The sequence below is a fragment of the Acidipropionibacterium virtanenii genome (genome assembly GCF_003325455.1).
GTDB classification, from domain to species: domain Bacteria; phylum Actinomycetota; class Actinomycetes; order Propionibacteriales; family Propionibacteriaceae; genus Acidipropionibacterium; species Acidipropionibacterium virtanenii.
Genome location: NZ_CP025198.1, coordinates 277830 through 303160 on the forward strand (window position 1 = coordinate 277830; position 25331 = coordinate 303160).

Genomic DNA, 25331 nt, shown 5'->3' on the forward strand with positions numbered 1-25331 from the left:
TTCGACGTGCTGGGGCGGTGGCGGGTCTGATCGATGCCCGTCTGGCGGGCACTTATACCCAGTCGTTCGTCTACAACCCGAATGGCACCCTCAAACGCACGGTGCTGCCGGGGGCGGGTCCGTTGGCCGCCGAGGAGTTGCGGTACGGCTATGACGCGGTGGACCGGCACACGGTGCTGCTGGGGAACGCGGCGTATGTGGCCGATGCGGTGCTGGACGCCGATGACCGGCTGGCCCAGATCGCCTCGGGAACCTCGGCGGGCCATCTGACCTGGCAGACCATGGATCATGATCCGGCGACCGGGCGGCTGGCCCGGCTGCGCCTGGACCGGGAGAACGCCGCGAAGGCGGACGCCGATATCTCGTACCGCTACACGGATTCGGGGCTGACCCGCAGCATCTCGGCCGCCCAGCCGGAGGCCGGGGCGGCGACCGACACGCAGTGCTTCGGTCATGATTTCGCCGGGCGCCTGGCCACGGCCTACACGGTGGCCTCGGCGACGTGTCCGGCGTCGGCGCCGGCCTCCCCGTCGGGGCCGGCGCCCTACTCGCTGTCGTGGGCCTATGACGCGGCCGGGAACCGGACCCGCCAGGACGACCAGGTCTCCGGGACGGTCACGACGTGGACCTACCCGGCGGCTACTGCCGCCCGGCCTCACGCGCCGGTCTCCCAGACCGTGGCCGCCCCCGGCGCCACGCCGGTGACTACGAGTTTCGGCTACGACGCCGGGGGTAACACGACCGGGCGGGTCTCCGGATCGGTGCTGGCCGGCACCGCCACCGGCACCGTGGAGAACCAGTACGACGCCGAGAATCACCTGGCAGCAGCCACCACCACCAACGGGAACAGGTCCTCGGCCTACGCCTACGATGCCGACGGGGACCGGGCCGCCACCAGTATCGGCGGGGTCCAGACGGTCTACCTGCCCGGCGGCACTGAACTGTCGGTGTCCGGCGGGCAGGTCACCGCGACCAGGATCTACACCTATCAGGGCGCGGCCATCGCCCGGCGCACCGCCACCGGCGGGGCGAACCGGCTGGCCTGGCAGTGGACCGACGGCAGCGGCACCGACTGGCAGGTCGATGCCGCCACCACCCCGGCGCCCCTGGTGCGCCGGGCTGATCCGTTCGGCGGGCTGCGCGGCCCCCAGCCTGGCGGCTGGTCCGGGGACCGGGGCATGGCCGCCGGGATCACCGACACCGTGGCCGGAACCCTCAGATTGGGCGCGCGGGATTACGACCCGGTCACCGGGACCTTCACCCAGCCCGACCCGATCCTCGACGTCTCCGACCCCGCCCAGTGGAATCCGTACAGCTACGGGGCGGGTAATCCGGTGGATCGTCCCGACCCGTCGGGGCTGGCGTTCTGCACCTCGACGGCCTGCGGGGGTGGCACCACCGGGTCGATGAACGAGACCGGCGGGTCCCTCCACGAGACCCACCGCCCCAGCCGCGGCGGCGGTAGCAGCGGCAGCGGCCGCGGTGGTGGGGGGCGCGGGGCCAGCCGGTACCACGGCGGGGGCTACAACGGCGGAGGACATCGCGCCACCCGCTACACCACCCCCCGACGGGCCCCCGCCCGCCACACGGTCTCCAAAGCCCGATACAAGGCTCCGGCCAGACCCGCGGCCGTCACACCCCTGCCCCCACCACCCAACCCCTACCTACTGTGCCTCGGATGTGTTCCGTTCGGTGCCATCGCCCAGGGCGCGGCGCTGGGCGCGGTCGGAGGAGTCGTCGGCTACCTCATTCTTCAACTCATCCTCGGGGAACCCATCACCGGCAACGGCATCCTGGCCTCCGCCGGGATCGGCATGATCTTCGGAGCCACAGCCCCCTTCATCGGTGGATGGCTCGGACGCATCTTCGGACCCAAGGCACAACCGGCCCCACCGAGATTTATCACCACGAGCAAGGGCGTGACGATCGACCGCGCCGCGGTGAGGAAAACTATCAGTGTCCAGAAGCAGGGTCGCCACGTGCGTGGAGCTAGTCAATATGGTGGAGGAAGCTACTTCAAGTCAGCTGAAGATGCCCAGGACGTGCTGGACGCATTTCATAATGGAGATGCTCAGGTCTTGGGCGTCAAAGGAAATGATATAGTCGTGAGGGTGAATAGCGTTACAGGATTCAATCAAAATCCGAGGCTAGGATACATAGATCAACCGACGCATGTATTCTTCATCAAGGGGACTAAGTCTCCAAGTGTCGTACCATATAATCCGAGGTGGAAACCATGACACTACCAACTCCCGAAGATCCCGCCCGGGCGCCGATCTGGGAGAACTACGCCACCGCGCAGACCTCGCAGGCCTCCCTCGGCCTAATCCCTGAGCACGCGTACGCCGTCGGGGTCGAGGTGAAGGGACGGCACCTGAGGCTCCGCTTCCAGTTGTCACACGTTACCGAGGCCGGGGAAGAGGATATGAACGATATCGTCAGCGAACTCGAAGCCCTGGTTGGACAGGACATTTTCGTTGATTCAACTTTTGAAATCACCACTCATCCGAAAGTGGATCCGCATGATGGAGTGCGGTGGGTGTACCTCGCAAGATGGTAATCCACATCCAGAGGCTCAACCGAAAATCAACGACAGCGAATTGAGCAGTACGTCGACGTTCACGTCGCCCGCGGTATTGCTCGGCTGACCGTGATCGTGGAGACAGGTCGTCGAGTCAGTCGCTGATGATCCCGTCCTGGGCAAGGAGGCCAGCTATCGTCTTCACCAACGGGAACTGCGTCGTCGCGCCAAGGCCCGCAGGGACGCCCGACGCAACACGTGACTTGCGTCTGCAGAGGGAAGGGATGGAAGCGGAGACGTCTCGTCCTGTCAAGTGGTGACGATTGACAACTTCAAAGAGATCACCGGACTCCCGTAGCTGGGGCCTTCGCCTAGCCCGACCCCCTGCTGGACGTCTCCGACCCCGCCCAGTGGAATCCGTACAGCTACGGGGCGGGTAATCCGGTGGATCGTCCCGACCCGTCGGGGCTGGCGTTCTGCACCTCGACGGCCTGCGGGGGTGGCACCACCGGGTCGATGAACGAGACCGGCGGGTCCCTCCACGAGACCCACCGCCCCAGCCGCGGCGGCGGTAGCAGCGGCAGCGGCCGCGGTGGTGGGGGGCGCGGGGCCAGCCGGTACCACGGCGGGGGCTACAACGGCGGAGGCCACCGCGCCACCCGCTACACCACACCCCGTCGGGCCCCCGCCCGCCACACGGTCTCCAAAGCCCGATACCGCACCCCCGCACGACCCCGGAGTGTCACACCCCTGCCCCCACCACCCAACCCCTACCTACTGTGCCTCGGATGTGTTCCGTTCGGTGCCATCGCCCAGGGCGCGGCGCTGGGCGCGGTCGGAGGAGTCGTCGGCTACCTCATTCTTCAACTCATCCTCGGGGAACCCATCACCGGCAACGGCATCCTGGCCTCCGCCGGGATCGGCATGATCTTCGGAGCCACAGCCCCCTTCATCGGTGGATGGCTCGGACGCATCTTCGGACCCAAGGCACAACCGGCCCCACCGAGATTTATCACCACGAGCAAGGGCGTGACGATCGACCGCGCCGCGGTGAGGAAAACTATCAGTGTCCAGAAGCAGGGTCGCCACGTGCGTGGAGCTAGTCAATATGGTGGAGGAAGCTACTTCAAGTCAGCTGAAGATGCCCAGGACGTGCTGGACGCATTTCATAATGGAGATGCTCAGGTCTTGGGCGTCAAAGGAAATGATATAGTCGTGAGGGTGAATAGCGTTACAGGATTCAATCAAAATCCGAGGCTAGGATACATAGATCAACCGACGCATGTATTCTTCATCAAGGGGACTAAGTCTCCAAGTGTCGTACCATATAATCCGAGGTGGAAACCATGACACTACCAACTCCCGAAGATCCCGCCCGGGCGCCGATCTGGGAGAACTACGCCACCGCGCAGACCTCGCAGGCCTCCCTCGGCCTCTACCCCGACCATGCCTACGCGGTCGGGGTAGAGGTGAACGGGCGGCACCTGAGGCTTCGCTTCCAGTTGTCCCGTCTTACCGAGGAAGACGAGGAGGATATGAGAGATATCGTCAGCGAACTCGAGGCCTTAGTTGCGCAGGAGATCTATGTCGACTATTCCTACGAGCTCACAGATCGTCCAAGACTCGACCTGCATGACGGCGTCTCATGGATCTATGCCACAAAAGCAAAATGAGAGAGTTCGTTGCACTTGAGGCCAGGCGCAATCGTGGCTGGCCGTGGCCCGAGAAGTCGTTCGGCCTGGATCCGATGTTCGGGGCCGGAGGCTGGTGCCATGCCTGCGGGATCCCCCAGGGCCCGCAGACCGGGTTCCTGACACTGCAGCGGCGCAACCTCACCCCGGTCGGGGCCTGGGTGCCCTACTGGAACTACGACGCGCTCTGCGTGGATGCCGGTCTGGCCGACACCCTCCGGGGCCGGTTCTCACTTGACCTGCGTCCCGTGGCCTGGCCCGCCACCCCTGCCGGGGACGCATGGCAGATCGTCATACCCACCGTCGGCCGAGCCTGGTACGACCCCGAGGATCTCCGGCGCCAGACCATCGCCCGGCACCGGCGCACAGGCGCGAGGTGCCCCGTCTGCGGCACATGGAAGTGGCTGCCCCTGGCCCCCGAACTCCTCCCCCCGCTGCACATCACACCACCCCTGGCCGATGTCGACATCGCCGCCAGCCCCGAATGGTTCGGCGACGGCCTGGAAGCCTTCCGCCAGATCCTGGTCCGCCGCCAACTCGCCGAGATCATCGCCGCAGCCAGCCCCAGAGACTTCCTCATCCGGGAAGTCACCTGACCCCGACACACCCACCGCCAAGGGAAGCCGGCCACAGCCTGGCCGGGTACGCCCACAGATCAGGACGGGTATACGGGTGAAGCCCTTTCATCTCGAGGAGAGCAGGTCATCGACAACATAGAAACGACCGACCCGGTCATCCACCGGGACCTCCACTCAGCCCGCCGCCTCCTGGACGCCGGCGATCTCCGGCAGTACCCGGCAGGGAACCCCGTCGGCCGCTCCGATCCCTCGGGGCTGGTGCTCGGTATTTCCACCGCCTGCAGCTCTGGGAGCACCGGATCTCTGGGTGAGTCTGGCGTCATCACCGAAACCCCACCCACACAAGAACGTCGTGAGAGGTCGTTGACCATGGAAAACACAGTAAATCTCGACATCATAGACGAGACATTCATCGGCGTCCTGGCCGACTGGCAGGGATTCGATGGATTTGCCACGCGCCTCCATAACAGAGGATATGTCGTTCGTTCAGTCCGCGGGCACAAGTGCCGGACTATCGACACGATGATCGACGAGTTCTCCGCAGCGCTGCAGTTCCCATGGTACTTCGGGGAGAACTGGCCTGCCTTCGATGAGTGCATCTGCGACCTGGACTGGATGAGCCTGTCGCCCGAGCGGACCGATTTCGGCCTCGGTATAGTCATCGCCATCCCCCATTCCGAACAGATGCTCAAAGACGCCCGGTCTATTCGACTCCCTGATCTCGTGGACGTTCTCAACGGCGCCGCACAGGAGTTCGGCACTACTTTGGACGCCGGAAACTGGTGGGACCATGGCCCGATCACTTTCAAGGTCATCCTCCACGGCGAGACACCATCCGACCTCGACCGCTGGCGCGGAGCGGGTGCGGACATCGCGATGACCCCGGTCGACGGCGCGTGAGCGTTGATGGCTCTTCAGCATCCATAGCGAGCGATCCCGCGGGCCTTGGCCGGCCAAAACTACGCTCCGGATCGCGAAGAGCCGGATAGATTTTGCTCCATCAAGGGAATCGGCTGGGAACACAGTCTATGACCATTCAGGACACCGGGAGGTAGCAGGTGCTCAAGCTCAACAACGCAGCGCCCGTCAGCCGTCTTTACGTAGACTTTGACTACTATATTCCTGTCACTATCACATGGGACTCATACTACAAGGCGGCAGTCCCGCCAATTCCGGTCGTGGCTACCGGAAACGACATTCTCGTGGAGTTCAGTCAAGACCCCGAGAAGGAGTCAATAACCCAGATCACTCTGGTGACTACGGGCAGGGCCGATGTGGATGATGTGTCGGCGCTTCCGTCGTTCTATGTTCCGGGGGCCGCGGTACGCCTTGACAAGTACAGTGACGAGAGCGGATGCGCAGACCTGCATGTCACCGCCCATCGGGACTGTATCGACATACGGTTGAGCGACCAGGATGTCTCAAGTTGGACAGGTTCATGGCCGGTCATTTTTGGCTGCAGCGGAATTGGCGAGGTCTTGCACATGGTGGTTGCGTGGGACAAGGAGGGCCGGGGGACCGCTGTGGAGGGAATCCTGCCTCGTTGAGCGTTCGCCGATCCGTGGCCCCGGTATCCAGCCTCATCTAGGTGGCTCCTCCGCCGCGCCGTGCCTCATCGGAAGTCGACGTGGACCGCGTCGACGGCGTCGTAACGCTCCGGGGCGCTGGTGAACACCACCACCTGGTTGGCCTGCGAGCCGCTGGAGACCTCCTTGAGCATCCGACCGCAGCGCACCCGGTCGGAGTACACCAGGGCGTCGTCCAGAATCACCGGGACGCCGTCCTCAGGACTCACCAGCCGCGCGGTGGCCAGTCTCACCACCAGCCCCAGCTGTTCCTTCGCCCCGGTCGACAGCTGATCCCAGGCCAGCCACTTCCCGCCCAGCTGGCGCTGCGTCACCGTCAGTGAATCGTCCACCCGCACCGCCAGATCGGCGCCGAAGACGCCGCGCCCGAGTGTCTCGATCTGGCGGGTGAACGGCTCCAGATACCGCCGGCGCTCCTCGTCGCGGTGCCTCACCAGGGTGTCGCGCAGCAGCCGTGCGGCGTCCGCCCTCTTCGTCAGGGCCGTCACCTCGATCCTCAGCCGGTGCACCCGGCCCTCCATGTCGTCGAAGCGGTCCTGGCGCCCCGAGCGGTCCATCCCCCTGAGCTGACCGTCGAGCCCGGCCCACCGGGTGCCGGTGCGCCCGAGCCGATCGGAAGCCTTCTCGAATCGCGCCTGGGAGGCCCGGGCGGCCTCGCGGACTTCATCGGGGGAGTGCTCGGCCAGTTCCCCGGACACCTTCTCAAGCTCCCCTTCGGCCTCCCAGTGGGCGGTGTCCTCGGTCTCGACACGGGCGTCCAGATCCTCATCGGTGGCGATGCCGCGGGCCTCCTCGAGCCTGGCCGCCAGCCTCTCGGCCTGCCCACGGGCCGCGGTGAGGGTGGACGCCGCCGCGGAATCCGCCTCGCGGGCCGCGCTGCGCCGTTCACCCACCGCCTCGCGAGCCGCCCGGGCCGCCTTCTCGGCCAGTTCGGCCTCGTCGTGGGCCGCCTCGCACCGGGCGGCGGCCTCCTCCGCCTGCCCGACGGTGAGCCCGGCGTCTCCCACGTCCCCTGAGCCGGCCTCAGCCCCGGTGTCGTCCGCGTCCGCGTCGTCCCCTGCGGCATCCCCGACCCTGGCGGCCACCCTGGCCCGCAGCTCGGTCAGCCCGGCCACCGACCGCTCCTGGGAGTCGTCCTCCCACTCGTCGACGTCGGCCAGCTCCCGCTCCAGTCGCTCGCGCAGACCGGTGGCCAGACTCTCGTCGCGTCCCCGGGCCGCCAGCAGCTCCCTGGCGGCCTCCAGGGTCGCTGCGCCCATCGGTTCCAGTGCCTGAGTGAGCTCGCGCTCGGCGCGCTCCACATCGTGGGCGAGCTTGTCGACGTCGGAGGCCGGGGTGACGGTGATCCGCCAGGCATCCGCGACCTCGACGACCGCCGGGCGGTCCACCACCCGGTCGACGGCGCCGCCGTCCCCCTCATCCTCGATCGGGCGCCCGTCAACAGCCAGCGCCGGGGCGTCGTCGTCCAGCCTCTCGATCCTCATCCGGGGGCTGGCGACCTCGAGCTTCGTGCGGGCGGCGGCCAGCCGGGCCGATGCCTTCTCGGCGGCCTTCAGCCCCTTCGCCGAGGCGAGGTTTCCCTCCAGCCGGCCCTCGGCCTCGCGCAGCTCGATCCGCACTCCCGACAGCCGGCCGATGATGGCGTCCAGCCGAGCCAGCCGGTCGTGGTCGCGCAGACCGGACACCGTGGCCCGAGCCTCCTGCCAGGCCCGGCGAGCGTCGAGACGCGCCTTCTCACAGGCGTCCCACCGCTCGTCGGCCTCCCGGTACTCCTCCTCGACGTCCCCGGCGGCGTCATGGGCCTTCTCGGCCGCTGCCTTCGTTTCGCTCACCTGTTGCCTGGCGGTGTCCACCTCCTCGACGGCCTGCCGGCGCGCCTGGCGCGCCGAGGCGGCGGTGTCCAGCCTCTGCTGCGCGTCGCGCTCGGTCCGCCGCGCCTCGGTGACCTGCTGTTCGAGCCCCTCGAGGGCCTTCAAAGCGGTGGCATCGGCCGCCGACTCCTTCTCCAGCCTCCCGACATCCCGCCGCTGGGCGCGCAGGTCTTCCTCGGCGGTCTGGAGCTCGGTGACGACGGTGTCCACCTCGTCGAGGTCGCGCCTGGCGACGGCCAGCTCGGCCTCGGACCGCTCCAGGGCCGTGGTGGCGTCCTTCAGCTGCTTGCCCGGCTTCCCGGTGCCCGTCCAGTACTTCGCGAACTCCTTCTCGGCGGCCTCCAGCAGGGTGGTGTCATCGGCCCGATGATCGCCGGGGCCGGCGTCCTCGATGCGACTCGCCCGGTCGAGGGCCGAGGTGAGTGCCGTCGAGGACTTCAGCGAGAGCGCCTCCAGGCTGTCGGACTGCATGTGCCGCAGGGCGCGCCACAGCGTCTGGTCGGTGCCCTGCCAGATCTCGGCCATCGTGTCGGTGGCGCGCTCATCGGTGAGCACATCCCCGGCCCGCGGCCCCGAGAGGAACTCCAGGCGGGCGGCCGGCTGAGCTAGAAAGCGCTTGGAATGGACGAGCCGGACGCCGCCGACTGTGAACTCGGCCTCCACGATCACCGGCAGATCGGTGCCGTAGGGCTGGGCCGCCTTCACCTCGGCGCGCTTCGAGGTGGCCTTGAATTTCGGGTCCAGCAGCATGTCGAGGGCCTCGACCATCGACGTCTTGCCCACCTCGTTGAGCCCCTCGGCGATCACCAGGCCGGTGTCGGGCAGCTCGAGGGTGCGATCCTCCACGGACTTGAAGTTCTCCACATGGATCCGGTGCAGTCTCATCTGTGTGCCTCCCCGCTGTGTGCCTCCTCGCCTGCCGGGTTCTCGGCGCGTCCCGGCGGTGAGGCCATCGCCAGACGTCGCAGCAGCCCCAGGGCGTCGATCGCGGTCGGGGAGGAGGCGGCCGCCTCCGACAGCTCTGTGGCCGCCGAGGCCGCCCAGCCCGGCAGGTCCATGCCGTCCAGGTCGCCGCCGTCAGGGGTGACGACCAGATCGTGGCGGTCCGCGCTGGGCTCCAGACTGGCGAAGACCTCCTGGCGGTCGGCGAGCAGGGCCTCCAGGCGGGCGTTCTGGGCCACCGACAGGTGACCGTGGAGGTCGTAGCGGACGATGGTGCGCGTCGGGTCGCTGAAGCCAGACAGCTCGGCGGCCATGGCGTCGATGTCCTCGTCGGTGGCCATCTCGCGGCTCACCCTGGCGTGCAGCCACCGTCCCACCTCGTGGGGGGTGGCGGTGACGCGGCCCCCGGAGACCTCGACGACGTCGACGGATCCGCGCCCCGCGTCGGTGAACCGGGTGGTCTCGTGGGTGCCGCAGTAGCGGATCGCCGCGTGCGGGTCCTCGGGCCAGCGGATGTGCCGGTCGCCCAGGGCCGCGTAGCGGATCGCGCCGCTGTTCACGGCCTCCTTGATGGCCGTCGCATCGACCTCGGTCTCCTCTGAATCCTGGCCCGACAGGCCGGGCAGCTGGCCGTGACCCACCAGGATCCGGGTCGTGCCGTCGGGCGCCAGATCGGCGATCACCGGGGCGATCGGGTCGGAGGAGGGGTGCCTCGAGGTGAGCGGGGCGCCCACCACCTGAGCGCCGTCGGCCACGTCGATCGGTTCGGTGTCGCGCAGCACGGTGACATTGGAGGGGCACCGGTCGGTGAAGAGATCCTGGTCCCAGATGCAGCCGGGCTCCAGGGAGTCGTGGTTGCCCGGCAGCAGGAAGACCGGCAGCCCGATCGAGGCCATCGCCTCGCAGGCCAGGGCCACCACTCGACGGGAGACGTTCTGGGTCTCGAAGACATCCCCGGCCACCACGACGAAGGAGCAGTCCTGGTCGCGGGCGATCTCGCCGATCCGCCGCACGGCCTCGATCCGGTCGGCGGTGAACCGGGCCTGGGCGTCGTCCTCGCCGCCGGGGCGCGGGGCCAGATAGTGCCGGGTCATGCCGAGCTGCCAGTCGGAGGTGTGCAGGAATCTCACCGTCATGGGGTCTCCTCGGTCGGTGGACCCACTCTAGAGAAGCGCCCGGACGCGACGCAGGGGGCCGTCCCACACGATGTGGGACGGCCCCCCTGGCGCCAGGGCCCCGCTGCCGCGAGGCGCGGGCTCAGGCCTGCTTGATCGCGCTGACCTCGAGCTCCAGGGTGACGTCGTCGCTGACCAGCACGCCGCCGGTCTCCAGTGCGGCGTTCCAGGTGATGCCGAAGTCCTTGCGGGAGATCTTGAGCTTGCCCTCGAAGCCGATGCGGGTGTTGCCGAAGGGGTCCTTGGCCTCGCCGTCGAACTCGAAGGGGATGGTGACCGACTTGGTGACGCCCTTGATGGTGAGGTCGCCGGTGAGCTCCAGGTCCTCGCCCTTCACGGCGGCGGAGGTGGAGACGAAGGTGATCTCCGGGAACTTGTCGACCTCCAGGAAGTCGCCCGACTTGATGTGGCCGTCCCGGTCGGCGACACCGGTGGTGAAGGAGTCGGTCTTGATCGTGACCGAGACCTTGGCGGACGACGGGTCGGCGCCGTTGCCCGAGGCAGCGCCCTCGAAATCGGTGAAGGAGCCGCGGACCTTGGTGACCATCGCGTGGCGGGTCACGAAGCCCAGGCGGGTGTGGGCGGGGTCGAGGGTGTAGCTGCCGTTGAGCTCAGCGAGAGAAGTCATCGTGTCTCCTGTGTGTGGATGTTCACTTTGTTGACGTGTCACCAACTATGACGCATCATTGATGACATGTCAACCACTGGATCCGAGAATTATTCCGCGAGTGATTCGCGTGAGAGGGTCGGGCGCATGACTGAGGACGCTCCGTGGCTCGACGATCACCAGCAGCGCGTGTGGCGTCTGTGGCTCGACGTCACCAACGGCCTGCCCGCCCTGCTCAACAAGCAACTCGCCCGTGACACCGAGCTGTCCCTCCAGGACTTCGAGGTGCTCGTGAGTCTCTCCGAGGCTCCCGACCAGTCGATGCGCGTGGTCGCGATGGCCGACGCGATGCACTGGGAGCGGTCCCGGCTCTCCCATCAGCTCACCCGGATGGAGAAGCGTGGCCTGGTGCGCCGGGAGTCCTGCTGCAGTGACGGCCGCGGCCAGCTGGTCCGGCTCACCGGGGCGGGCTGGGACGCCGTGGTCGCCGCCGCTCCCGGGCACGCCGATATGGTGCGACGGGTGGTCTTCGGGGGTCTGAACATGGATCACCTCGACGAGCTGGAGAAGATCCTCGACCACATCCGCGAGACCATGGCCGAGGAGCGCCGGTCCCTCGATGCCTGACCGCAGAACCCTGTGACGTCGCTATGCGCCTCGAACTCGGCGTTGGCCCTCCTGCTAGAGGGCCAACGCCGAGTTCGAGGCGCATAGCGAGTTCTGGGGTGTCCGGGGTGCGATGAGAAGTCCCCTCCTGCCCCGAATCCGGGCCGGCGTCTCGAATCAGGGTCGGTGACGGCGTCGGGGCCGCCGGCGGATTAGGCTGATGTGCTGGCGTCTCACGATCTAGGAGCACACGTGTCGAGCCCATCCGATACCTCGGCCTCATCCAAGGCCTCTCCGGGCACGACAGCGCCCGCCCCGCAGATGAAGGGCCGTCATCTGGTGATGATGAGCCTCGGCAGCGCGATCGGCACCGGGCTGTTCCTGGGCTCGGGCAAGGGCATCGCCGCCGCCGGACCCTCGGTGCTGGTGGCCTACATCGTCGCCGGCCTGGTCGTCATCGCCATCATGCGGATGCTCGGCGAGATGGTCGCCGCCCACCCCGACTCGGGAGCCTTCTCCGTCTACACCGCCCGCGCCATGGGCCCGGCCGCCGGATTCGCGATGGGCTGGGTCTGGTGGGTCGAGCTGGCCGTCGTGGTGGCCGCCGAGGGCACCGCCGCCGCCCAGATCTTCCTGGCCGTCTGGCCCATCGCCCCCGACTGGCTGCTCACCCTCATCTTCATGGTGGCGCTGACCGTCATCAACCTGCTCGGCGTCGACAAGTTCGGCGAGTTCGAGTTCTGGTTCGCCCTCATCAAGGTGGCCGCCGTCGTCGCCTTCCTGGTGGTCGGCGTCCTGCTGCTGGTCGGCGTGCTGCCCACCCCGGCCCCCGGTCTGTCGAACTTCCTGCACCACGGCGGATTCATGCCCAGCGGTTGGGGCGGAGTGGCCACCGGCCTGCTCATCGTCATCTTCGCCTTCGGCGGCATCGAGATCGTGGCGGTGGCCGCCGCCGAGACCGAGAATCCGCGCAAGCACGTCGGCAAGGCCATCAACACCATCATCTGGCGCATCCTGGTCTTCTACATGGGCTCGGTGGCGATCATGGTCTTCGCCCTGCCCTGGGACAACCCGAAGCTGGCCTCCTCCCCCTTCGTCGCAGTCCTCGATCTGGCGAAGATTCCCGGTGCGGACGCCGTGCTGACCCTCATCATCGTGCTGGCCGTGCTCAGCTCGCTCAACGCCAACCTCTACGGCGACTCCCGAATGCTCGGATCGCTGGCCACCCGCGGTCTGGCGCCGAAGGCCATGACCAGGAAGAACCGCCGCAACGTGCCGGTGGCCGCGGTGCTGTCCAGCGTCGCGTTCGGATACGTGTGCGTCGTGCTCACCTACGTCTGGGGCGCCAAGGTGCTCGACGTGCTGCTCAACGTGGTGGGCTCGACGATCATCGTCACCTACCTGTTCACCATCGCCTCCCAGATCATCCTGCGCCGTCGCGCCGACAGGAATGGCGAGACGCTGCCGTTCAAGATGTGGGGCTACCCGTTCCTGTCCTGGCTCACTCTCATCGTGCTGGTGGGCATCATCGGCCTGGGCATGACCGACGCCGGCGTCCGCAGCCAGATCCTGGCCACCTTCGCGCTGACCGTGGTGCTCTTCGGCATCGGCATCCTGCGCACTCGACAACTCGGTCAGGACCCGTTCAAGCCGGTCACCACCCCCGGCGACAGGCTGGTCGACGCCGATAATTCCGGGAGCGAGAAGAGCTGAGCCCGCGGCCCTGGCCCGGCCTACCGGATGTGGGCCGGGATCGCCGCGTGCACCTTCCGGCCCTCGAGACGGTCGACGAGCTGGGACCGGTAGATCGAGACCGGTCCCACCACCCGGGAGGCCACCGCCACCGCGATCATGGCCGGGGCCAGCAGGGACAGGTTGCCTGTCATCTCGCCGACCATCAGCATCATCCCGACCGGGGCGTGGGCCGCGGCCCCGAAGCAGGCGATCATCCCCACCACGATGAAGGAGGTGGGGGAGGCCGGCATGCCGGGCAGCCCCTCCAGCAGGCGCCACACCGCGGCGCCGGTGGATCCTCCGATGACCATGCCGGGCCCGAAGACCCCGCCCGAGCCGCCCGAGCCGATGGACCAGGTGGTGGCGGCGATCTTGGCGAACGGGATCGCCAGCACCATGAGCAGCGGCATCGACGCCAGCGTCTCGGGGATCATCTGCTGGGCGATGGTGCCGTAGCCGGTGCCCAGGGCCGCCGGGACCGCCAGCCCGAGCAGGCCCACGCACAGCCCGCCGATGGTCGGGGTGAGCCAGCCGGGCAGGGGCAGGCGGTCGAAGAAGTCGCAACCGCGGTAGAAGACGACGCAGTAGAGCCTGCCCATCGCCCCCGCCGCCAGCCCGATCACCACGAACCAGAGCAGCTGGAGGGGCTGGTTGAACACCTCCCCGCTCATCGTGCCGAAGATCGGATCGAAGCCGTAGACCGAGCCGAACACCACATAGGCCACGATCGAGGAGATCAGCGAGGGCATCATCGCGTCTGCCTCCAGGTCGTCCTTGTAGAGCAGCTCGGCGCCCAGCAGCGCTCCGCCCAGGGGAGCCCGGAAGATGGCGCCGATGCCCGAGGCGGTGGCCGCGATCACCGCGATCCGGGCGTCGGGGGTCCTGATCCGCAGACGCCGGCACAGGCTGGAGATGACGGTGGCGCTGATCTGGGCGGTGGGGCCCTCGCGTCCTCCCGAGCCGCCGGAGCCGATGAGGATCGAGGAGGCGACGATCTTGACCGCCGCCACCTTTCCGCGCAGCGAGGTGGGGTCGTGGTGGGCGGCGCGGATCGCGTTGTCGGTGCCGTGGCCCTTGGCGTCCGGGGCCACGAAGTGGACCAGCAGCCCGGAGACCAGCGCCCCGCCGGTCACCACCAGGGGGATCGCCCAGGGCCGGGTGAACCCGGATCCGGCGGTGCCGTCGCCCTCCCCGGCGGTGCTGGGCGGGGTGTAGCCGCCGAGATATTCCAGCAGCCACCGGGTGCCGGTGTGCAGGCAGAAGTAGAACAGGATCGCGCCGAGCCCCGAGACGATCCCGATCACCACGCCCATCAGCAGCCAGCGGTTGAGGGAGTCGCGGAAGGCTGTGGGGCGGTGGGGGACAAGGGCGGAGCGGAATCGGCGCAGCAGGTTCTTCCAGCGCTCCCGGAGGCTGGATGCCGGGTCTCGGCCCGCCCGCCCGGAAAGCGTCCGTCGCGGGTCCGGCCGTGCGGGACCACCCCGGCGGCTCATCGCGTCTCCTCGGTGTCATCGGGGGCGGGCGGCTGGGCGGCCGGGGTCCCATGACCCGAGGCGGTGGCCGCGGCGCTGAACATCCTCAACCCTGTGAGCACGGTGCCGGCCTGCCCGGCGTCCAGATGTCCCATCAGGTCGCGCATCTCCTCCCGGCGCCTGGAGTTCACCCGGTTCACCAGCCAGTGGCCCTCGGGGGTGATGGACAAGGTGTTGGAACGTCGGTCCTGGGGATCGGTGCGCCGGTCGACGAGGCCCTTGGAGACGAGCCGGTCGACCAGTCGGGAGCCGGTGGAGGCATGCACGCCGAGGATCCGCGAGATGTCCACGCTGCGGCTTGGGCCCCCGCTGTCCACCAGCACCAGAACCCGGTACTGCGGGAGGGTGACCTCGTCGCCGACCCCTATGAGAGAGCGCGCCGCGATGTCGACCAGAGCCCGGGAGGCCTCCATCGCCTCGTCGACCAGGGCGCCGGGATCCGGGCCGCCGGCCGCCGCCTCAGTGCTTCTCGCAGAAACATGCATGGAGCAATTGTTGCAGCATGCATTCATCTGTCGCGGGGCAGGGTCGTGCCCCGCCCGAATCCCGATCAGGGGAGCGGCGAGGGCTCAGCCGAGCAGTTCGGCCATCGCCTTCACGACGCCGGGGTTGAGCTGCTCGGCGGGGGCCGACCCGGCCGAGCGCACATCGATCCGGTCGCCGGCCGGATGCCGAAGGCAGCCCGCGGCCATCTGGGGGCGTCCGGCGTTGTGGACGCACATGAACAGGACCGAGGGGCGGGGGACATCAGTCATGAGACGTGCTCGCTCTGCGCGACGAGGGATCGCAGTGCCGCAAGGCCCACGGGGTCCGCGCCGCGGGCCGCGATGACCCCGAGCCGCGACGCCCGCCGGGTGACGGCGTCGATCTGCTCAGCCTCGGTGGCGGCCCGCGCGGCCAGGATCCCGGAGCGGGTCCGGGCGGCGGACAGGGCGTTGTTGACGACCCACGCCCAGGGGCGGATGCCGGCGCGTGCCAGATCATCCTCCAGCCCGGCGGCCTCCAGCACGGGAGTGGTCTCGGGAAGGGTGACGATGATGATCCGGGTGTGTTCGGGGTCCTGCAGGCGCATCAGCGGGGTGCTCGGGGTCTCCATGCCGCCGGCCAGGCGGATCGTCTCCCGGTGATAGGCCCCGGTGGCGTCCATCAGCAGAACGGTGTGCCCGGTGGGCGCGGTGTCCATCACGACGAACTCGTCGACGGCGTCGTCGACGGCCCTGCTGAAGGCCTGGAAGACCGCGACCTCCTCGGTGCAGGGGCTGCGCAGGTCCTCGGCCAGTGCTTGGCGTCCCGCCTCGTCGAGGGCGGCGCCCTTGGTGGCCATGACGTGGTCCCTGTAGGCCTGGGTGGCGATCCCGGGGTCGATGGCGTCGACGCTCAGACCCGGTACCCGGCCGGCCAGCGTGGCCTCCAGGTGGGCGGCGGGGTCGGTGGTGGTGAGGCGGACGCGGTGGCCGCGGTCGGCCAGGGCCACCGCGACGGCGGAGGCGACGGTGGTCTTGCCGACGCCGCCCTTGCCCATCGTCATCACCAGCCCACGGCCCCGGGCGTCGAGCTCATCGACCAGCGCCCCGATGCCCGGATATGAGGCGGCCCTCGGTTCATCGCCGGGAGCGGCCGGGACCTGGACCTCGCCGTCGAAGAGGCCGGCAAGGGCGTCCGTGCCGATCATGGTGCCCGGACGCAATGGGATCTGGTCCCGGTGCATCCCTGCCAGGTTCTCGGGGCACTGCGCCAGGGCGTCCTGTTGGCGGGCGTGCATCCGGGTGTGCAGAGGGTCGGGGTCTCCGGTCGGCAGCGTCCCGTTGATGACCAGGTGGTCGGCGTCGATCCCCAGCATCGCGAGCTCGTCGCGGGTGCGACCGGCCTCCCGCAGCGCGGAGCTGAGTGGCCGGGTCACCAGCACGATCCGGGTGGACGCCGGATCGGCCAGGGCGTTGACGGCGGCACGGTAGGCGCAGCGGTGCTTCTCGAGCCCGCTCATCGGCCCCAGGCAGGAGGCGTCGCCCCTCCCGTCGTCGAGGAAGCCCGTCCAGGACCCGGGCAGCTGCAGCAGCCGGAGGGTGTGGCCGGTGGGAGCGGTGTCGAAGATGATGTGGTCGAAGTCCGAGGTGGCGGCCGGGTCGGCCAGAAGGTCGGTGAACTCGTTGAAGGAGGCGATCTCGGTGGTGCATGATCCCGACAGCTGTTCGGTGATGGTCGCGAGCTCGCGATCGGGAAGCAGGCCCTCGAGAGGGGCCAGGACCCTCCTGCGGTAGTCCTCGGCCGCCTGCTGGGGATCGATGTCCAGGGCCGAGAGCCCAGACACGGCGGGGACCGGGGTGATGGAGCGGCCGATCGTCACGCCGAGGGTCTGGCCGATGTTGCTGGCCGGGTCGGTGCTCACCAGGAGCACGCGCGAACCGGACCGGGCCAGCTGGACGGCCGCGGCGCAGGCCACTGTGGTCTTGCCGACGCCGCCCTTGCCGGTGAGGAGGAGGTGCCGGGGCGCACCGGCGAGAAAGCCGAGGTGTTCCATCAGCAGCAGCCGGCCCCAGCGCCGCCGCAGCATCCGGTCGAGTCGTCGGTCAGAGGGATCACGTGCGCCCCCACCGGGATCTCCGGTTCCCGCGCGGCCAGGCCGGTCCACCGGAGCATCTCGTCGCGGGTCGGGTAGCGGCCGGTGAGCGTTGTGGCACCGTCCACCAGGGTCAGCGGCAGGCCCTCGGAGCCGACCGTGTTCATGAAGGCCAGAACCGCCGGGCTGGCGGCGAAGGCCTGCGGCTCCGATGCCGGATTGGCGCGGTCGGCGTCGGCTCCGGCCTGCTGCACGGCATCCAGATCGGCGGTGAAGGTCACCAGGTCCTGATCGACGTCGGGGCCGCAGACTCCGGTGTTGCAGCACAGCGCCGGCTCGTAGACGCGGATACTCGGCATGACTCCTCCAAACAGATCGACGGTCATCGATGGAATGAATCTAACGGATACATCGATACCGATCAATATGTCCTGGTCAGCAGCAATGCTCGGCGACCGGTACCGCGGGCTCGGCCAGGCTCAGGAGACGCTCTCCGAGCCGGCGCACGGCGTCGGCGCTCATCCGGTAGTGGGCCCAGCGGCCCTCCTGCCGGCGCGTGACCAGGCCCGCCTCGGCAAGGATCTTCATATGGTGCGAGACAGTGGGCTGGGAGACGCCGAGCGGGCCGGTGAGGTCGCAGATGCACGCACTGGCGCCAGGGTGGGCGGCGATGAGTCGCAGCAGCTGCAGGCGGGTGGGATCGGCCAGCGCCTTGAGTGCCGCCGCCAGCTCCTCGATCTGGGCGAGACTCGGTGCCGCGGGCCGGTCGATGAGCTCGACGGGCTGCGATGAGCATGGGGAGGACGGGGCGGGCAGGGGAGAGGCGACCATGTCTCAAGACTGCCAGACGGATAGACACTCGTCGATCGGTCGGGCGGCGTACCGGCTGCAAGCCGTTTCGGCGGTGGAGATGTGCACGGGCCCATGGTGGCACCGGTCCCGTGGTGACACTGCCCGGGCCCGTCGATGTGCCGGGGTGCGCCCTCGTCGGTGAGCCGCGGCGATAGCGTGGCCCCATGGCCAGGATCATCGTCACAGCTCCCCAGATGCCCGCTGCACTCGAACTCCTCTCCGACCACGACCTCGTCGGTGGGGACCACTTCATGACCCGCGAGGAACTCGAGGGGGCCATCGTCGACGCCGACGCCGTCCTCAGTTCCCTCTCCGATCCTCTGGACGCCGCGATGCTCGCCCGCGCCCCGAGGCTCAAGGTCATCGGCCAGTGCGCCGCCGGGTTCAACAACATCGATCTCGACGCCGCCACCAAGCAGGGGATCGTCGTCACCACCACCCCCGGGGTGCTCCACGAGGCCACCGCCGACCTGGCCTTCGGGCTGATGCTGATGGCCACCCGCCGCCTGGGCGAGGCCGAGCGACTGGTGCGCGCCGGCACCCCGTGGCGCTACGACCACACCTTCATGCTGGGCGCCGGCCTGCAGGGCGCCACCCTGGGCGTCATCGGCCTGGGCCAGATCGGCGAGGCCATGGCCCGGCGCGGCGCCGCCTTCGGGATGGACGTCGTCTACACCGCCCGCCACGACCACGACGTGGCCGCCGTCGACACCACCAACCCGCACACCGCACCGACCCGGCGGGTCGATCTCGATGAGCTGCTGCGGGTCTCCGACGTCGTCTCCCTTCACTGTCCGCTGACCGCCGAGACCACCCACGTCATCGACTCCGCCGCGTTGAGGAAGATGAAGCCGACCGCCTTCGTCATCAACACCGCCCGGGGAGCCTGCATCGACGAGAACGCCTTGGTGGAGGCGCTGCGCGCCGGCGAGATCGCCGGGGCCGGGCTGGACGTCTACGAGCACGAGCCCTCGATCACCCCCGGGCTGCTCGAGATGGAGAACGTCGTCCTGTTGCCGCACATCGGCTCGGCCGCCCGCCCGACCCGCGCCGTGATGAGCGCCCTGGCGGCGCGGAACATCCTGGCGGTGCTCGACGGGAAGCCGGCCGAGACCCCGGTGAACTGAGTTCGCGGGCGGAGCCGGGCCATGACGACGCTGCTCATCGACATCCAACTGGGGCCGGGATCCCTGGGCGAGGTCGCCCGTCAGATGGGCGACGCCGTGGCCTGGCCGGCGAGCACCGTGCCGACGATCGTGGCCGTCATGGAGGCGGCCCAGGTGCTGGAAGATGTGCGGGCCGACGGGCGCGAGTGGGACGCCGTGGTCGGCCTGGGGTACGGGTGCGGCCCGGCCGCGGCACTGGTGCGCGACGGGGCCGTGGGGCGGGCGGTGCTCATCGACACTACGGCACCGCCGGCCCCTATCCGATGGAGTTCTACACCGACTTCGTCGCGGAGTGGTACGGCGCGCGCCTGACCGGTGATCCGGCGCTGTGGAGCCGGGTGGCCTCCATCTGGAGTCGGGCCGACCGGCCCCGCCAGCCCAACGACGAGACGCTGCCGCTGCAACCGGAGCCGGAGGTGGTCGAGGCGCTCGACTGGATGCACGCCTGGCAGGAGGCGGATCTCGATATCACGGTGTGGCTTCCGGTCGAGCACCATCCGCTGGTCTCCGCACTTCGGCGGCGAGCGCCCGGTCGGCCACTGGTCGCCAAGCCGTGGGACGGTCTGATCTGGGCCACGGACCCGGAGGTCCTTGCCACTGAACTCGCAGAGAGACCCTAGTGAACTGACTCCGCCTCGACCAAGGCGCGCATTCTGCTAGCTGGAGCCCTGATTTCGGACGGATACTTCCTGAAACCCGTCTCGAGCGAGTGAAATGCGCACCCGGTATTTACACAACAATGACGTTGCGTAAACATCCGGGAAGTCGCGCCGAACAGTCGATCTGCACAACTGTGGCAATGGACTGCACGTCCGTGCTCTGTGTCGCCGGATATGTGCACATCGGCATCCCGCAATAGGTGACTCACGGATGGTTAACTACTGTCTGTAGTGGACTTGGCAATGGCGCACAGGCAGGTACCGACTCACCCACCGGCGCCCCGGAAGGAGCTTGAGACATGAGGACCATGGACGCAGACGTTGTCGTGGTCGGTGGCGGTGCCACCGGCGCGGGCGTCGTGCGGGACGTCGCGATGCGCGGGTACTCCGCCGTCCTGCTGGACAAGGCCGATCTGGCCCAGGGCACCACCGGCCGCTACCACGGCCTGCTGCACTCCGGCGGGCGCTATGTCGTCTCAGACCCCGGCTCGGCCACCGAGTGCGCCGAGGAGAACGAGATCGTCACCCGGATCCACGGCGAGGCCGTGGAGAAGACCGGCGGCCTGTTCGTCGTCACCCCCGACGATCCGATGGAATTCTCCGACCAGTGGGCCGAGGGCGCCACGAAGTCGAAGGTGCCCTGGAGCGAGATCAGTACCGCCGAGGCGCTGCGTCGCGAACCCCGCCTCAACCCCGGCATCAAGCGGGCCTTCGCCGTTCAGGACGGCACCGTCGACGGCTGGCAGATGGTCTGGGGTGCCGTCCACTCGGCCATCGATCACGGCGCCCAGGTGCTCACCTACACCCCCGTCACCGAGATCATCCGCGAGGGCGATCAGGTCACCGCGGTCGTCGCCCACGACCTGCGCAAGGACGAGGACATCAAGATCTCGACCCGCTTCGTGATCAACACCGCCGGGCCCTGGGCCGGACGGATCGCCGACCTGGTCGGCTGCCACGACGTCGACGTCGTGCCCGGCCGCGGCATCATGATCGCGATGAACCACCGTCTGGTGAACACCGTCGTCAACCGCTGCATCTACCCGGCTGACGGCGACATCCTGGTGCCCGTGCACTCCGTGTCGATCATCGGCACCACCGACGTCAAGGCCGACGATCCGCAGAAGCTGCCGATCCCGCGCAATGAGGTCCAGCAGATGTTCGACTCCGGGGAGGCCCTCATCCCCGGCTTCCGCGACTCCCGCGCCGTCCACGCCTGGGCCGGCGCCCGTCCGCTGTTCAAGGACAAGAGGGTCGCTGCCACCGACACCCGCCACATGTCGCGGGGCATGAGCATCCTCGACCACGGCACCCGCGACGGCGTCAACGGCATCGTCTCGATCATCGGCGGCAAGCTCACCACCTACCGCCTGATGGCCAAGAACGTCACCGACGTCATGTGCGAGCAGCTCGGCGACGACCGCCCCTGCACCACCGACCAGGAGCCGGTGCCCGGCGCCTCTGATGGGAAGAACTACCTCATCACCCACCGTCTGGGCGTCAACGAGAAGGCTCGCGCCTCCCACATGGAGGCCAAGGCCAAGGCTCCCGTGAAGAAGAACCCGATCGACGACCAGGTGATCTGCGAGTGCGAGCTGATGAGCCGCAAGATGCTCACCGACCTGCTCGCCAAGCAGCCCGACGCGACCTTCGACGACCTGCGTCGTCAGCTGCGTCTGGGCATGGGTCCCTGCCAGGGCGGCTTCTGCTCGATGCGCGCCACGGGCGTCGCACTGGAGGAGGGCGCTGTCGACGTCGAGCGGGCCACCGGCCTGCTGCGTCTGTTCCTCAAGAACCGCTGGATAGGCCTGTGGCCCATCCTCTTCGGCGAGCAGGTGCGCCAGACCGCACTGGACGACTGGATCTTCCAGGGCACCTTCGACGTCGAGCATCTTCCCGTTCCCGAGAGCGAGGTCGAACTGTGACCACCACTGCTGTTCCCACCACTGCCGCCCGCATCGGCGCCCAGCCTCACGTCGTCGTCATCGGCGCCGGAATCGCCGGGCTCACCGCCTCCCTGAGGCTGCGCCGGGCCGGGGCACGCGTCACCCAGGTGACCAAGGGCCTGGGCGGCCTGCAGCTGTCCCAGGGCACCATCGATATCCTCGGGTACACGCCTGATCGGGTCTCCCGTCCGCTCGACGCCATCGACGACTACGCGGCAGCCCACCCCGCCCACCCCTACGCGAAGATCGGGGCCGACGCCGTCCGCCAGGGGGTGCGCTTCCTCAAGGAGATCGCCGGGGACGAGTTCCTCGTCGGCGACGGCGAGGAGAACGTCAACCTCCCGACCGCCGTCGGCGCGGTGCGTCCCACCGCTCTCATCCCGCCGTCCATGACCGCCGGGGTGCTGCATGACGGACTCAAGGTCGTCATCATCGGGATCGCCCAGCTCAAGGACTTCCACCCGATGCTCATCGCCCAGAACCTGGAGCGCACCGTGCTGCCCGACGGCGGCAGGGTGCAGGCCCGCGCGGTGATGACCGACTTCGAGCCCCGCCCCAACGAGTTCGACGCCTCCGGGCTCACCTTCGCCCGTGCCCTGGACGACCCGAAGACCCGGCGCACCTTCGCCGAGGGTCTCAAGGGATTCGTCAACGAGGGGGAGGCTGTCGGCCTGCCCGCCGTCCTCGGCCTCGACGACCATCAGGCCGCCCTCGCCGAGATCTCGAGCATTCTCGGCGCGCCGGTCTTCGAGATCTCCTCCCTGCCGCCGTGCGTGCCGGGCATGCGCCTCAACGAGAAGCTCGTCACCACCGTCAAGAAGGAGCGGGTCGAGTTCATCCTCGGCTCCAAGGTCGTCGGCCGCACCGCCGCCGATGGGAGGATCGCCTCGGTGACCGTCGGGGTCGCCGGGCACAAGCGCGAGATTCCCTGCGACGCCGTGATCCTGGCCGCCGGCGGCTTCGAGTCCGCGGCACTGCGGCTGGACTCCCACGGCACGGTGCACGACACGGTGCTGGATCTGCCCGTGAAGCTGCCCGAGGGCATCGACGCCGACCATCTCACCCACGGCGACTACTGGGGCGATCCCCAGCCGCTCTTCGAGGTGGGCGTCGAGGTCGACTCGTCGATGAAGGTCGTCAAGGACGGCGTGCCCGTCTTCGACAACGTCTACGCCGCCGGCGGGGTGCTCGCCGGCGCCACCCGCTGGCAGGACAAGACCGGTGAGGGCATCGCGCTGGGATCGGCCGTCAAGGCCGCCGACGCCGTCCTCGCCGCGCTGCCCGTCGCCGCACCGGCCGCCCAGACCGCGGAAAGGAACTGAAATGGGAGTCATTGAGGAGACCTTCGCCGGGCACGAGGTGTCCCGCGCCTCCCTGGACAACTGCGTCAAGTGCACCATCTGCGAGACGGTGTGCCCGGTCGCCAAGGCCAACCCGCTGTTCACCGGACCGAAGTACAACGGCCCGCAGGCCGAGCGGTTCCGCGACGGGGCGTCGGTCGACCACTCCCTGGAGTGGTGCGACTTCTGCGGCATCTGCACGCTGAACTGCCCGCAGGGCGTCAAGATCGCCGAGCTCAACGAGCAGGCCGCGGCGAAGATGAAGGCCCAGAACGGTGTGCCGCTGAGGGACCGGATCATCCCCGAGACCAATATGGAGGGCATGCTCCTGTCGCCCATCGCCCCGGTGGCGAACTGGGCGCTGGGAATCCGGCCGCTGCGCGTGGCGATCGAGAAGGTCATCAAGATCCACCGCGACGCCCCGATGCCCACCGCCCACACCGAGACCCTGGCCAAGTGGCTCAAGCACCGCAAGAAGACCGACGTCAAGCCCACCAAGGGCCCCGTCGTGTTCTTCCAGGGCTGCGCCGGCGGCTACTTCGAGACCGAGACCTCCAAGAAGAGCATCGAGGTGCTGGAGCACCTGGGCTACGAGGTCTTCGTCCCCAAGCAGTCCTGCTGCGGCCTGGCCAAGCAGTCCAACGGGCTGTTCAAGGGCGCCACCAAGGACATCCTCAACCTGTGCGACAACCTGCTGAAGTTCGACAACGAACTTCCCGTGGTGTCGTCGTCGGGTTCGTGCATCGGCATGGTCAAGCATGAGGCGCACGAGATCATGGGCGTCGACGATCCCCGTCTGGAGAACGTCTCGGTGCGCTCGCGGGACTTCTGCGAGTTCATCATGGAGGAGTACCGGGCCGGGCGCCTGGACCTCTCCGAGCTGCGCGAGGTCGATCTCACGGTGCCGTACCACCAGCCCTGCCAGGTCAAGAGCCAGGGAATGGGGTTCCCGGCCATCGACATGATGGAGCTGGTCCCCGGCGTCACGGTCGTTGAGTCCAACGAGCCCTGCTGCGGCATCGCCGGCACCTACGGCCTGAAGGCCGAGCGCTACGACACCGCGCAGAAGATCGGCAAGGGCGTCTTCGAGCACATGCAGAACTACAACGAGGGCGTGGGCGTCTGCGACACCGAGACCTGCCGCTGGCAGATCGCCAAGTCGTCGGGGGTCAAGATCGTCCACCCGGTGTGGCTCCTGCACCATGCGCTGGGGCTGTCGGACAATCTGTTGAAGTGAGGGGGCAACCCCCTTCAAACCCCCGGCGGTGAGTCCGTGGGGGTCGGGCCCCCGTCGCTGGCCTCGGCCCCCTGGGGCCTCATCCACCTCCACGTCGGCAGACGGAGGCAGGCAAATGACTCGTATGCAGCTGTATTCCACTGCATCCGAGTTATTTGCCTGCCTCCGAGGGGGCGGGGCCGGTTCCCGGCCCGGCGGGGTCGGAAGGCGTGACGACCCGGCGGGGTCGGGTGATCTGGTCGCCGACCCTGGTGATGGGCATTGACGCCGTCACCGACCAGTAGCCGTCCGACAGGCGGGTCTCCAGAGTGCCGCCGATGGCCTCGGCACGGTCCCGCATCCCGACGATCCCCGCCGCTCGGGACGACTGCCAGCGGGCTCGTCCTGGCCGGTGACGTTGCGGAAGGCCACCGCGATGCGGTGCTCCCCGGCGGAGACGGTGACCTCTGCGGGCTCTCCCGAATCCCCGAACTGCTCCATGTTGTTGAGGGCCTCACGGGTGATCTTCCCCAAGGCGTCCGAGATGGCCGAGGGGAGGGCGTCGACGTTGTGGTCGGTGTAGATCTCCAGTTTGAATCCGGCCGTGGCCAGGCGTTCCGCGCCGTCCTGGAGCTCGCGGGAGAAGGAGGCGGCGGCCGACGACGGCTCGGACACCCGCATGAGGGCCATGAGGTTGTGCAGGTAGGTGGCGGTGCGACTGCCTCTGGAGGCGATGTCCGCCAGAGGTCTTC

At 68.5% G+C, this 25331-nt stretch carries 24 protein-coding genes and 1 pseudogene; 15 read left to right on the forward strand and 10 right to left on the reverse strand.

The window, feature by feature from the left end:
* The first annotated feature begins 17 nt into the window (after positions 1–17).
* The 7 genes from JS278_RS01215 (at position 18) to JS278_RS01240 (ending at position 6337) form a co-directional block, all read left to right on the forward strand.
* The gene (locus tag JS278_RS01215) at positions 18–2240 is read left to right on the forward strand and encodes an RHS repeat-associated core domain-containing protein (RefSeq protein ID WP_114043596.1); all 2223 of its coding nucleotides are present in this window, start codon (positions 18–20) and stop codon (positions 2238–2240) included.
* Complete coding sequence (locus tag JS278_RS01220) at positions 2228–2560, forward strand: hypothetical protein (RefSeq protein ID WP_147243113.1); 333 nt, start codon at positions 2228–2230, stop codon at positions 2558–2560. The genes JS278_RS01215 and JS278_RS01220 overlap by 13 nt, the downstream gene beginning before the upstream one ends.
* A gap of 405 nt (positions 2561–2965) precedes the next feature.
* Entirely contained in the window at positions 2966–3871 is a 906-nt protein-coding gene (locus JS278_RS15775) for a polymorphic toxin type 50 domain-containing protein (protein WP_147243114.1), read from the forward strand.
* Positions 3859–4194: a hypothetical protein gene (locus JS278_RS01225; protein WP_147243115.1), complete on the forward strand. Its 336-nt coding sequence runs from the start codon at positions 3859–3861 to the stop codon at positions 4192–4194. Before JS278_RS15775 ends, JS278_RS01225 begins: the two co-directional genes overlap by 13 nt.
* On the forward strand, positions 4191–4808 hold the full coding sequence (locus JS278_RS01230; protein ID WP_114043599.1) for a hypothetical protein: 618 nt from the start codon (positions 4191–4193) through the stop codon (positions 4806–4808). Before JS278_RS01225 ends, JS278_RS01230 begins: the two co-directional genes overlap by 4 nt.
* A 351-nt stretch (positions 4809–5159) precedes the next feature.
* Positions 5160–5690, forward strand: a complete 531-nt coding sequence (locus JS278_RS01235; protein WP_114043600.1) for a barstar family protein — start codon at positions 5160–5162, stop codon at positions 5688–5690.
* A gap of 158 nt (positions 5691–5848) precedes the next feature.
* Positions 5849–6337: a hypothetical protein gene (locus tag JS278_RS01240; protein ID WP_114043601.1), complete on the forward strand. Its 489-nt coding sequence runs from the start codon at positions 5849–5851 to the stop codon at positions 6335–6337.
* 65 nt (positions 6338–6402) lie between these two features.
* On the opposite strand, the gene JS278_RS01245 is transcribed toward JS278_RS01240, so the two are convergent.
* The 3 genes from JS278_RS01245 to JS278_RS01255 all read right to left on the reverse strand — a co-directional run bounded on the left by JS278_RS01245 (position 6403) and on the right by JS278_RS01255 (position 10992).
* Positions 6403–9132 (reverse strand): AAA family ATPase, encoded by a 2730-nt coding sequence (locus tag JS278_RS01245; RefSeq protein WP_114043602.1) that lies wholly within the window; start codon positions 9130–9132, stop codon positions 6403–6405.
* Positions 9129–10325, reverse strand: a complete 1197-nt coding sequence (locus tag JS278_RS01250; protein ID WP_114043603.1) for a metallophosphoesterase family protein — start codon at positions 10323–10325, stop codon at positions 9129–9131. The genes JS278_RS01245 and JS278_RS01250 overlap by 4 nt, the downstream gene beginning before the upstream one ends.
* 121 nt (positions 10326–10446) lie before the next feature.
* Positions 10447–10992: a YceI family protein gene (locus JS278_RS01255; protein WP_114043604.1), complete on the reverse strand. Its 546-nt coding sequence runs from the start codon at positions 10990–10992 to the stop codon at positions 10447–10449.
* A gap of 126 nt (positions 10993–11118) precedes the next feature.
* Here JS278_RS01255 and JS278_RS01260 point away from each other — a divergent pair, with 126 nt between their 5' ends.
* The gene (locus JS278_RS01260; RefSeq protein WP_114043605.1) at positions 11119–11598 is read left to right on the forward strand and encodes a MarR family winged helix-turn-helix transcriptional regulator; all 480 of its coding nucleotides are present in this window, start codon (positions 11119–11121) and stop codon (positions 11596–11598) included.
* A gap of 300 nt (positions 11599–11898) precedes the next feature.
* Complete coding sequence (locus JS278_RS01265; RefSeq protein ID WP_114043606.1) at positions 11899–13290, forward strand: amino acid permease; 1392 nt, start codon at positions 11899–11901, stop codon at positions 13288–13290.
* 20 nt (positions 13291–13310) lie between these two features.
* Here JS278_RS01265 and JS278_RS01270 read toward each other — a convergent pair whose 3' ends face one another.
* The 6 genes and pseudogenes from JS278_RS01270 to JS278_RS01295 all read right to left on the reverse strand — a co-directional run bounded on the left by JS278_RS01270 (position 13311) and on the right by JS278_RS01295 (position 18231).
* The gene (locus JS278_RS01270) at positions 13311–14702 is read right to left on the reverse strand and encodes a chloride channel protein (RefSeq protein WP_114046042.1); all 1392 of its coding nucleotides are present in this window, start codon (positions 14700–14702) and stop codon (positions 13311–13313) included.
* 98 nt (positions 14703–14800) lie between these two features.
* Entirely contained in the window at positions 14801–15328 is a 528-nt protein-coding gene (locus tag JS278_RS01275; protein WP_114043607.1) for a MarR family winged helix-turn-helix transcriptional regulator, read from the reverse strand.
* A 93-nt stretch (positions 15329–15421) separates the two neighbouring features.
* Positions 15422–15598 (reverse strand): annotated as a pseudogene (locus JS278_RS01280) (arsenate reductase/protein-tyrosine-phosphatase family protein); the annotation flags it as partial.
* Complete coding sequence (gene arsA, locus JS278_RS01285) at positions 15595–17394, reverse strand: arsenical pump-driving ATPase (RefSeq protein WP_342767031.1); 1800 nt, start codon at positions 17392–17394, stop codon at positions 15595–15597. The pseudogene JS278_RS01280 and the gene arsA, both read right to left, overlap by 4 nt.
* Complete coding sequence (arsD, locus tag JS278_RS01290) at positions 17361–17759, reverse strand: arsenite efflux transporter metallochaperone ArsD (protein ID WP_114043609.1); 399 nt, start codon at positions 17757–17759, stop codon at positions 17361–17363. Before arsD ends, arsA begins: the two co-directional genes overlap by 34 nt.
* A 76-nt stretch (positions 17760–17835) precedes the next feature.
* Complete coding sequence (locus JS278_RS01295) at positions 17836–18231, reverse strand: ArsR/SmtB family transcription factor (RefSeq protein ID WP_114043610.1); 396 nt, start codon at positions 18229–18231, stop codon at positions 17836–17838.
* Positions 18232–18416: 185 nt separating this feature from the next.
* On the opposite strand from JS278_RS01295, the gene JS278_RS01300 reads away from it, so the two are divergent.
* From JS278_RS01300 to JS278_RS01325, 6 genes are all read left to right on the forward strand, one after another.
* Positions 18417–19379 carry a 2-hydroxyacid dehydrogenase gene (locus tag JS278_RS01300; protein WP_114043611.1) on the forward strand — a complete coding sequence of 321 codons (963 nt, stop codon included), beginning with the start codon at positions 18417–18419 and terminating at the stop codon, positions 19377–19379.
* 21 nt (positions 19380–19400) lie between these two features.
* Entirely contained in the window at positions 19401–19730 is a 330-nt protein-coding gene (locus tag JS278_RS01305; protein ID WP_114043612.1) for a hypothetical protein, read from the forward strand.
* Entirely contained in the window at positions 19682–20038 is a 357-nt protein-coding gene (locus JS278_RS01310) for a hypothetical protein (RefSeq protein WP_114043613.1), read from the forward strand. The genes JS278_RS01305 and JS278_RS01310 overlap by 49 nt, the downstream gene beginning before the upstream one ends.
* A gap of 338 nt (positions 20039–20376) precedes the next feature.
* Entirely contained in the window at positions 20377–22002 is a 1626-nt protein-coding gene (gene glpA, locus JS278_RS01315) for an anaerobic glycerol-3-phosphate dehydrogenase subunit GlpA (RefSeq protein ID WP_114043614.1), read from the forward strand.
* Positions 21999–23345, forward strand: coding sequence for a glycerol-3-phosphate dehydrogenase subunit GlpB (glpB, locus tag JS278_RS01320; RefSeq protein ID WP_114043615.1), 1347 nt, complete (start codon positions 21999–22001; stop codon positions 23343–23345). The genes glpA and glpB overlap by 4 nt, the downstream gene beginning before the upstream one ends.
* Before the next feature lies 1 nt (position 23346).
* A complete protein-coding gene (locus JS278_RS01325) occupies positions 23347–24600 on the forward strand; it encodes an anaerobic glycerol-3-phosphate dehydrogenase subunit C (protein WP_114043616.1) in 1254 nt (417 codons plus the stop codon).
* 270 nt (positions 24601–24870) lie between these two features.
* On the opposite strand, the gene JS278_RS01330 is transcribed toward JS278_RS01325, so the two are convergent.
* Positions 24871–25260, reverse strand: coding sequence for a sensor histidine kinase (locus JS278_RS01330; protein ID WP_147243116.1), 390 nt, complete (start codon positions 25258–25260; stop codon positions 24871–24873).
* Positions 25261–25331: the final 71 nt, after the last annotated feature.

What these genes read in the sequence shown, in the direction of transcription:
- JS278_RS01250 (WP_114043603.1), bottom strand. Translation starts at nt 10,325, where the DNA reads ATGACGGTGAGATTCCTGCACACCTCCGACTGGCAGCTCGGCATGACC.
- JS278_RS01325 (WP_114043616.1), top strand. Translation starts at nt 23,347, where the DNA reads ATGGGAGTCATTGAGGAGACCTTCGCCGGGCACGAGGTGTCCCGCGCC.
- JS278_RS01300 (WP_114043611.1), top strand. Translation starts at nt 18,417, where the DNA reads ATGGCCAGGATCATCGTCACAGCTCCCCAGATGCCCGCTGCACTCGAA.
- JS278_RS01330 (WP_147243116.1), bottom strand. Translation starts at nt 25,260, where the DNA reads ATGCGGGTGTCCGAGCCGTCGTCGGCCGCCGCCTCCTTCTCCCGCGAG.
- JS278_RS01305 (WP_114043612.1), top strand. Translation starts at nt 19,401, where the DNA reads ATGACGACGCTGCTCATCGACATCCAACTGGGGCCGGGATCCCTGGGC.
- JS278_RS01255 (WP_114043604.1), bottom strand. Translation starts at nt 10,992, where the DNA reads ATGACTTCTCTCGCTGAGCTCAACGGCAGCTACACCCTCGACCCCGCC.
- glpA (WP_114043614.1), top strand. Translation starts at nt 20,377, where the DNA reads ATGAGGACCATGGACGCAGACGTTGTCGTGGTCGGTGGCGGTGCCACC.
- arsD (WP_114043609.1), bottom strand. Translation starts at nt 17,759, where the DNA reads ATGCCGAGTATCCGCGTCTACGAGCCGGCGCTGTGCTGCAACACCGGA.
- JS278_RS01310 (WP_114043613.1), top strand. Translation starts at nt 19,682, where the DNA reads ATGGAGTTCTACACCGACTTCGTCGCGGAGTGGTACGGCGCGCGCCTG.
- JS278_RS01295 (WP_114043610.1), bottom strand. Translation starts at nt 18,231, where the DNA reads ATGGTCGCCTCTCCCCTGCCCGCCCCGTCCTCCCCATGCTCATCGCAG.
- JS278_RS01245 (WP_114043602.1), bottom strand. Translation starts at nt 9,132, where the DNA reads ATGAGACTGCACCGGATCCATGTGGAGAACTTCAAGTCCGTGGAGGAT.
- JS278_RS01235 (WP_114043600.1), top strand. Translation starts at nt 5,160, where the DNA reads ATGGAAAACACAGTAAATCTCGACATCATAGACGAGACATTCATCGGC.
- JS278_RS01230 (WP_114043599.1), top strand. Translation starts at nt 4,191, where the DNA reads ATGAGAGAGTTCGTTGCACTTGAGGCCAGGCGCAATCGTGGCTGGCCG.
- arsA (WP_342767031.1), bottom strand. Translation starts at nt 17,394, where the DNA reads ATGCTGCGGCGGCGCTGGGGCCGGCTGCTGCTGATGGAACACCTCGGC.
- JS278_RS01260 (WP_114043605.1), top strand. Translation starts at nt 11,119, where the DNA reads ATGACTGAGGACGCTCCGTGGCTCGACGATCACCAGCAGCGCGTGTGG.
- JS278_RS01275 (WP_114043607.1), bottom strand. Translation starts at nt 15,328, where the DNA reads ATGCATGTTTCTGCGAGAAGCACTGAGGCGGCGGCCGGCGGCCCGGAT.
- JS278_RS01265 (WP_114043606.1), top strand. Translation starts at nt 11,899, where the DNA reads ATGAAGGGCCGTCATCTGGTGATGATGAGCCTCGGCAGCGCGATCGGC.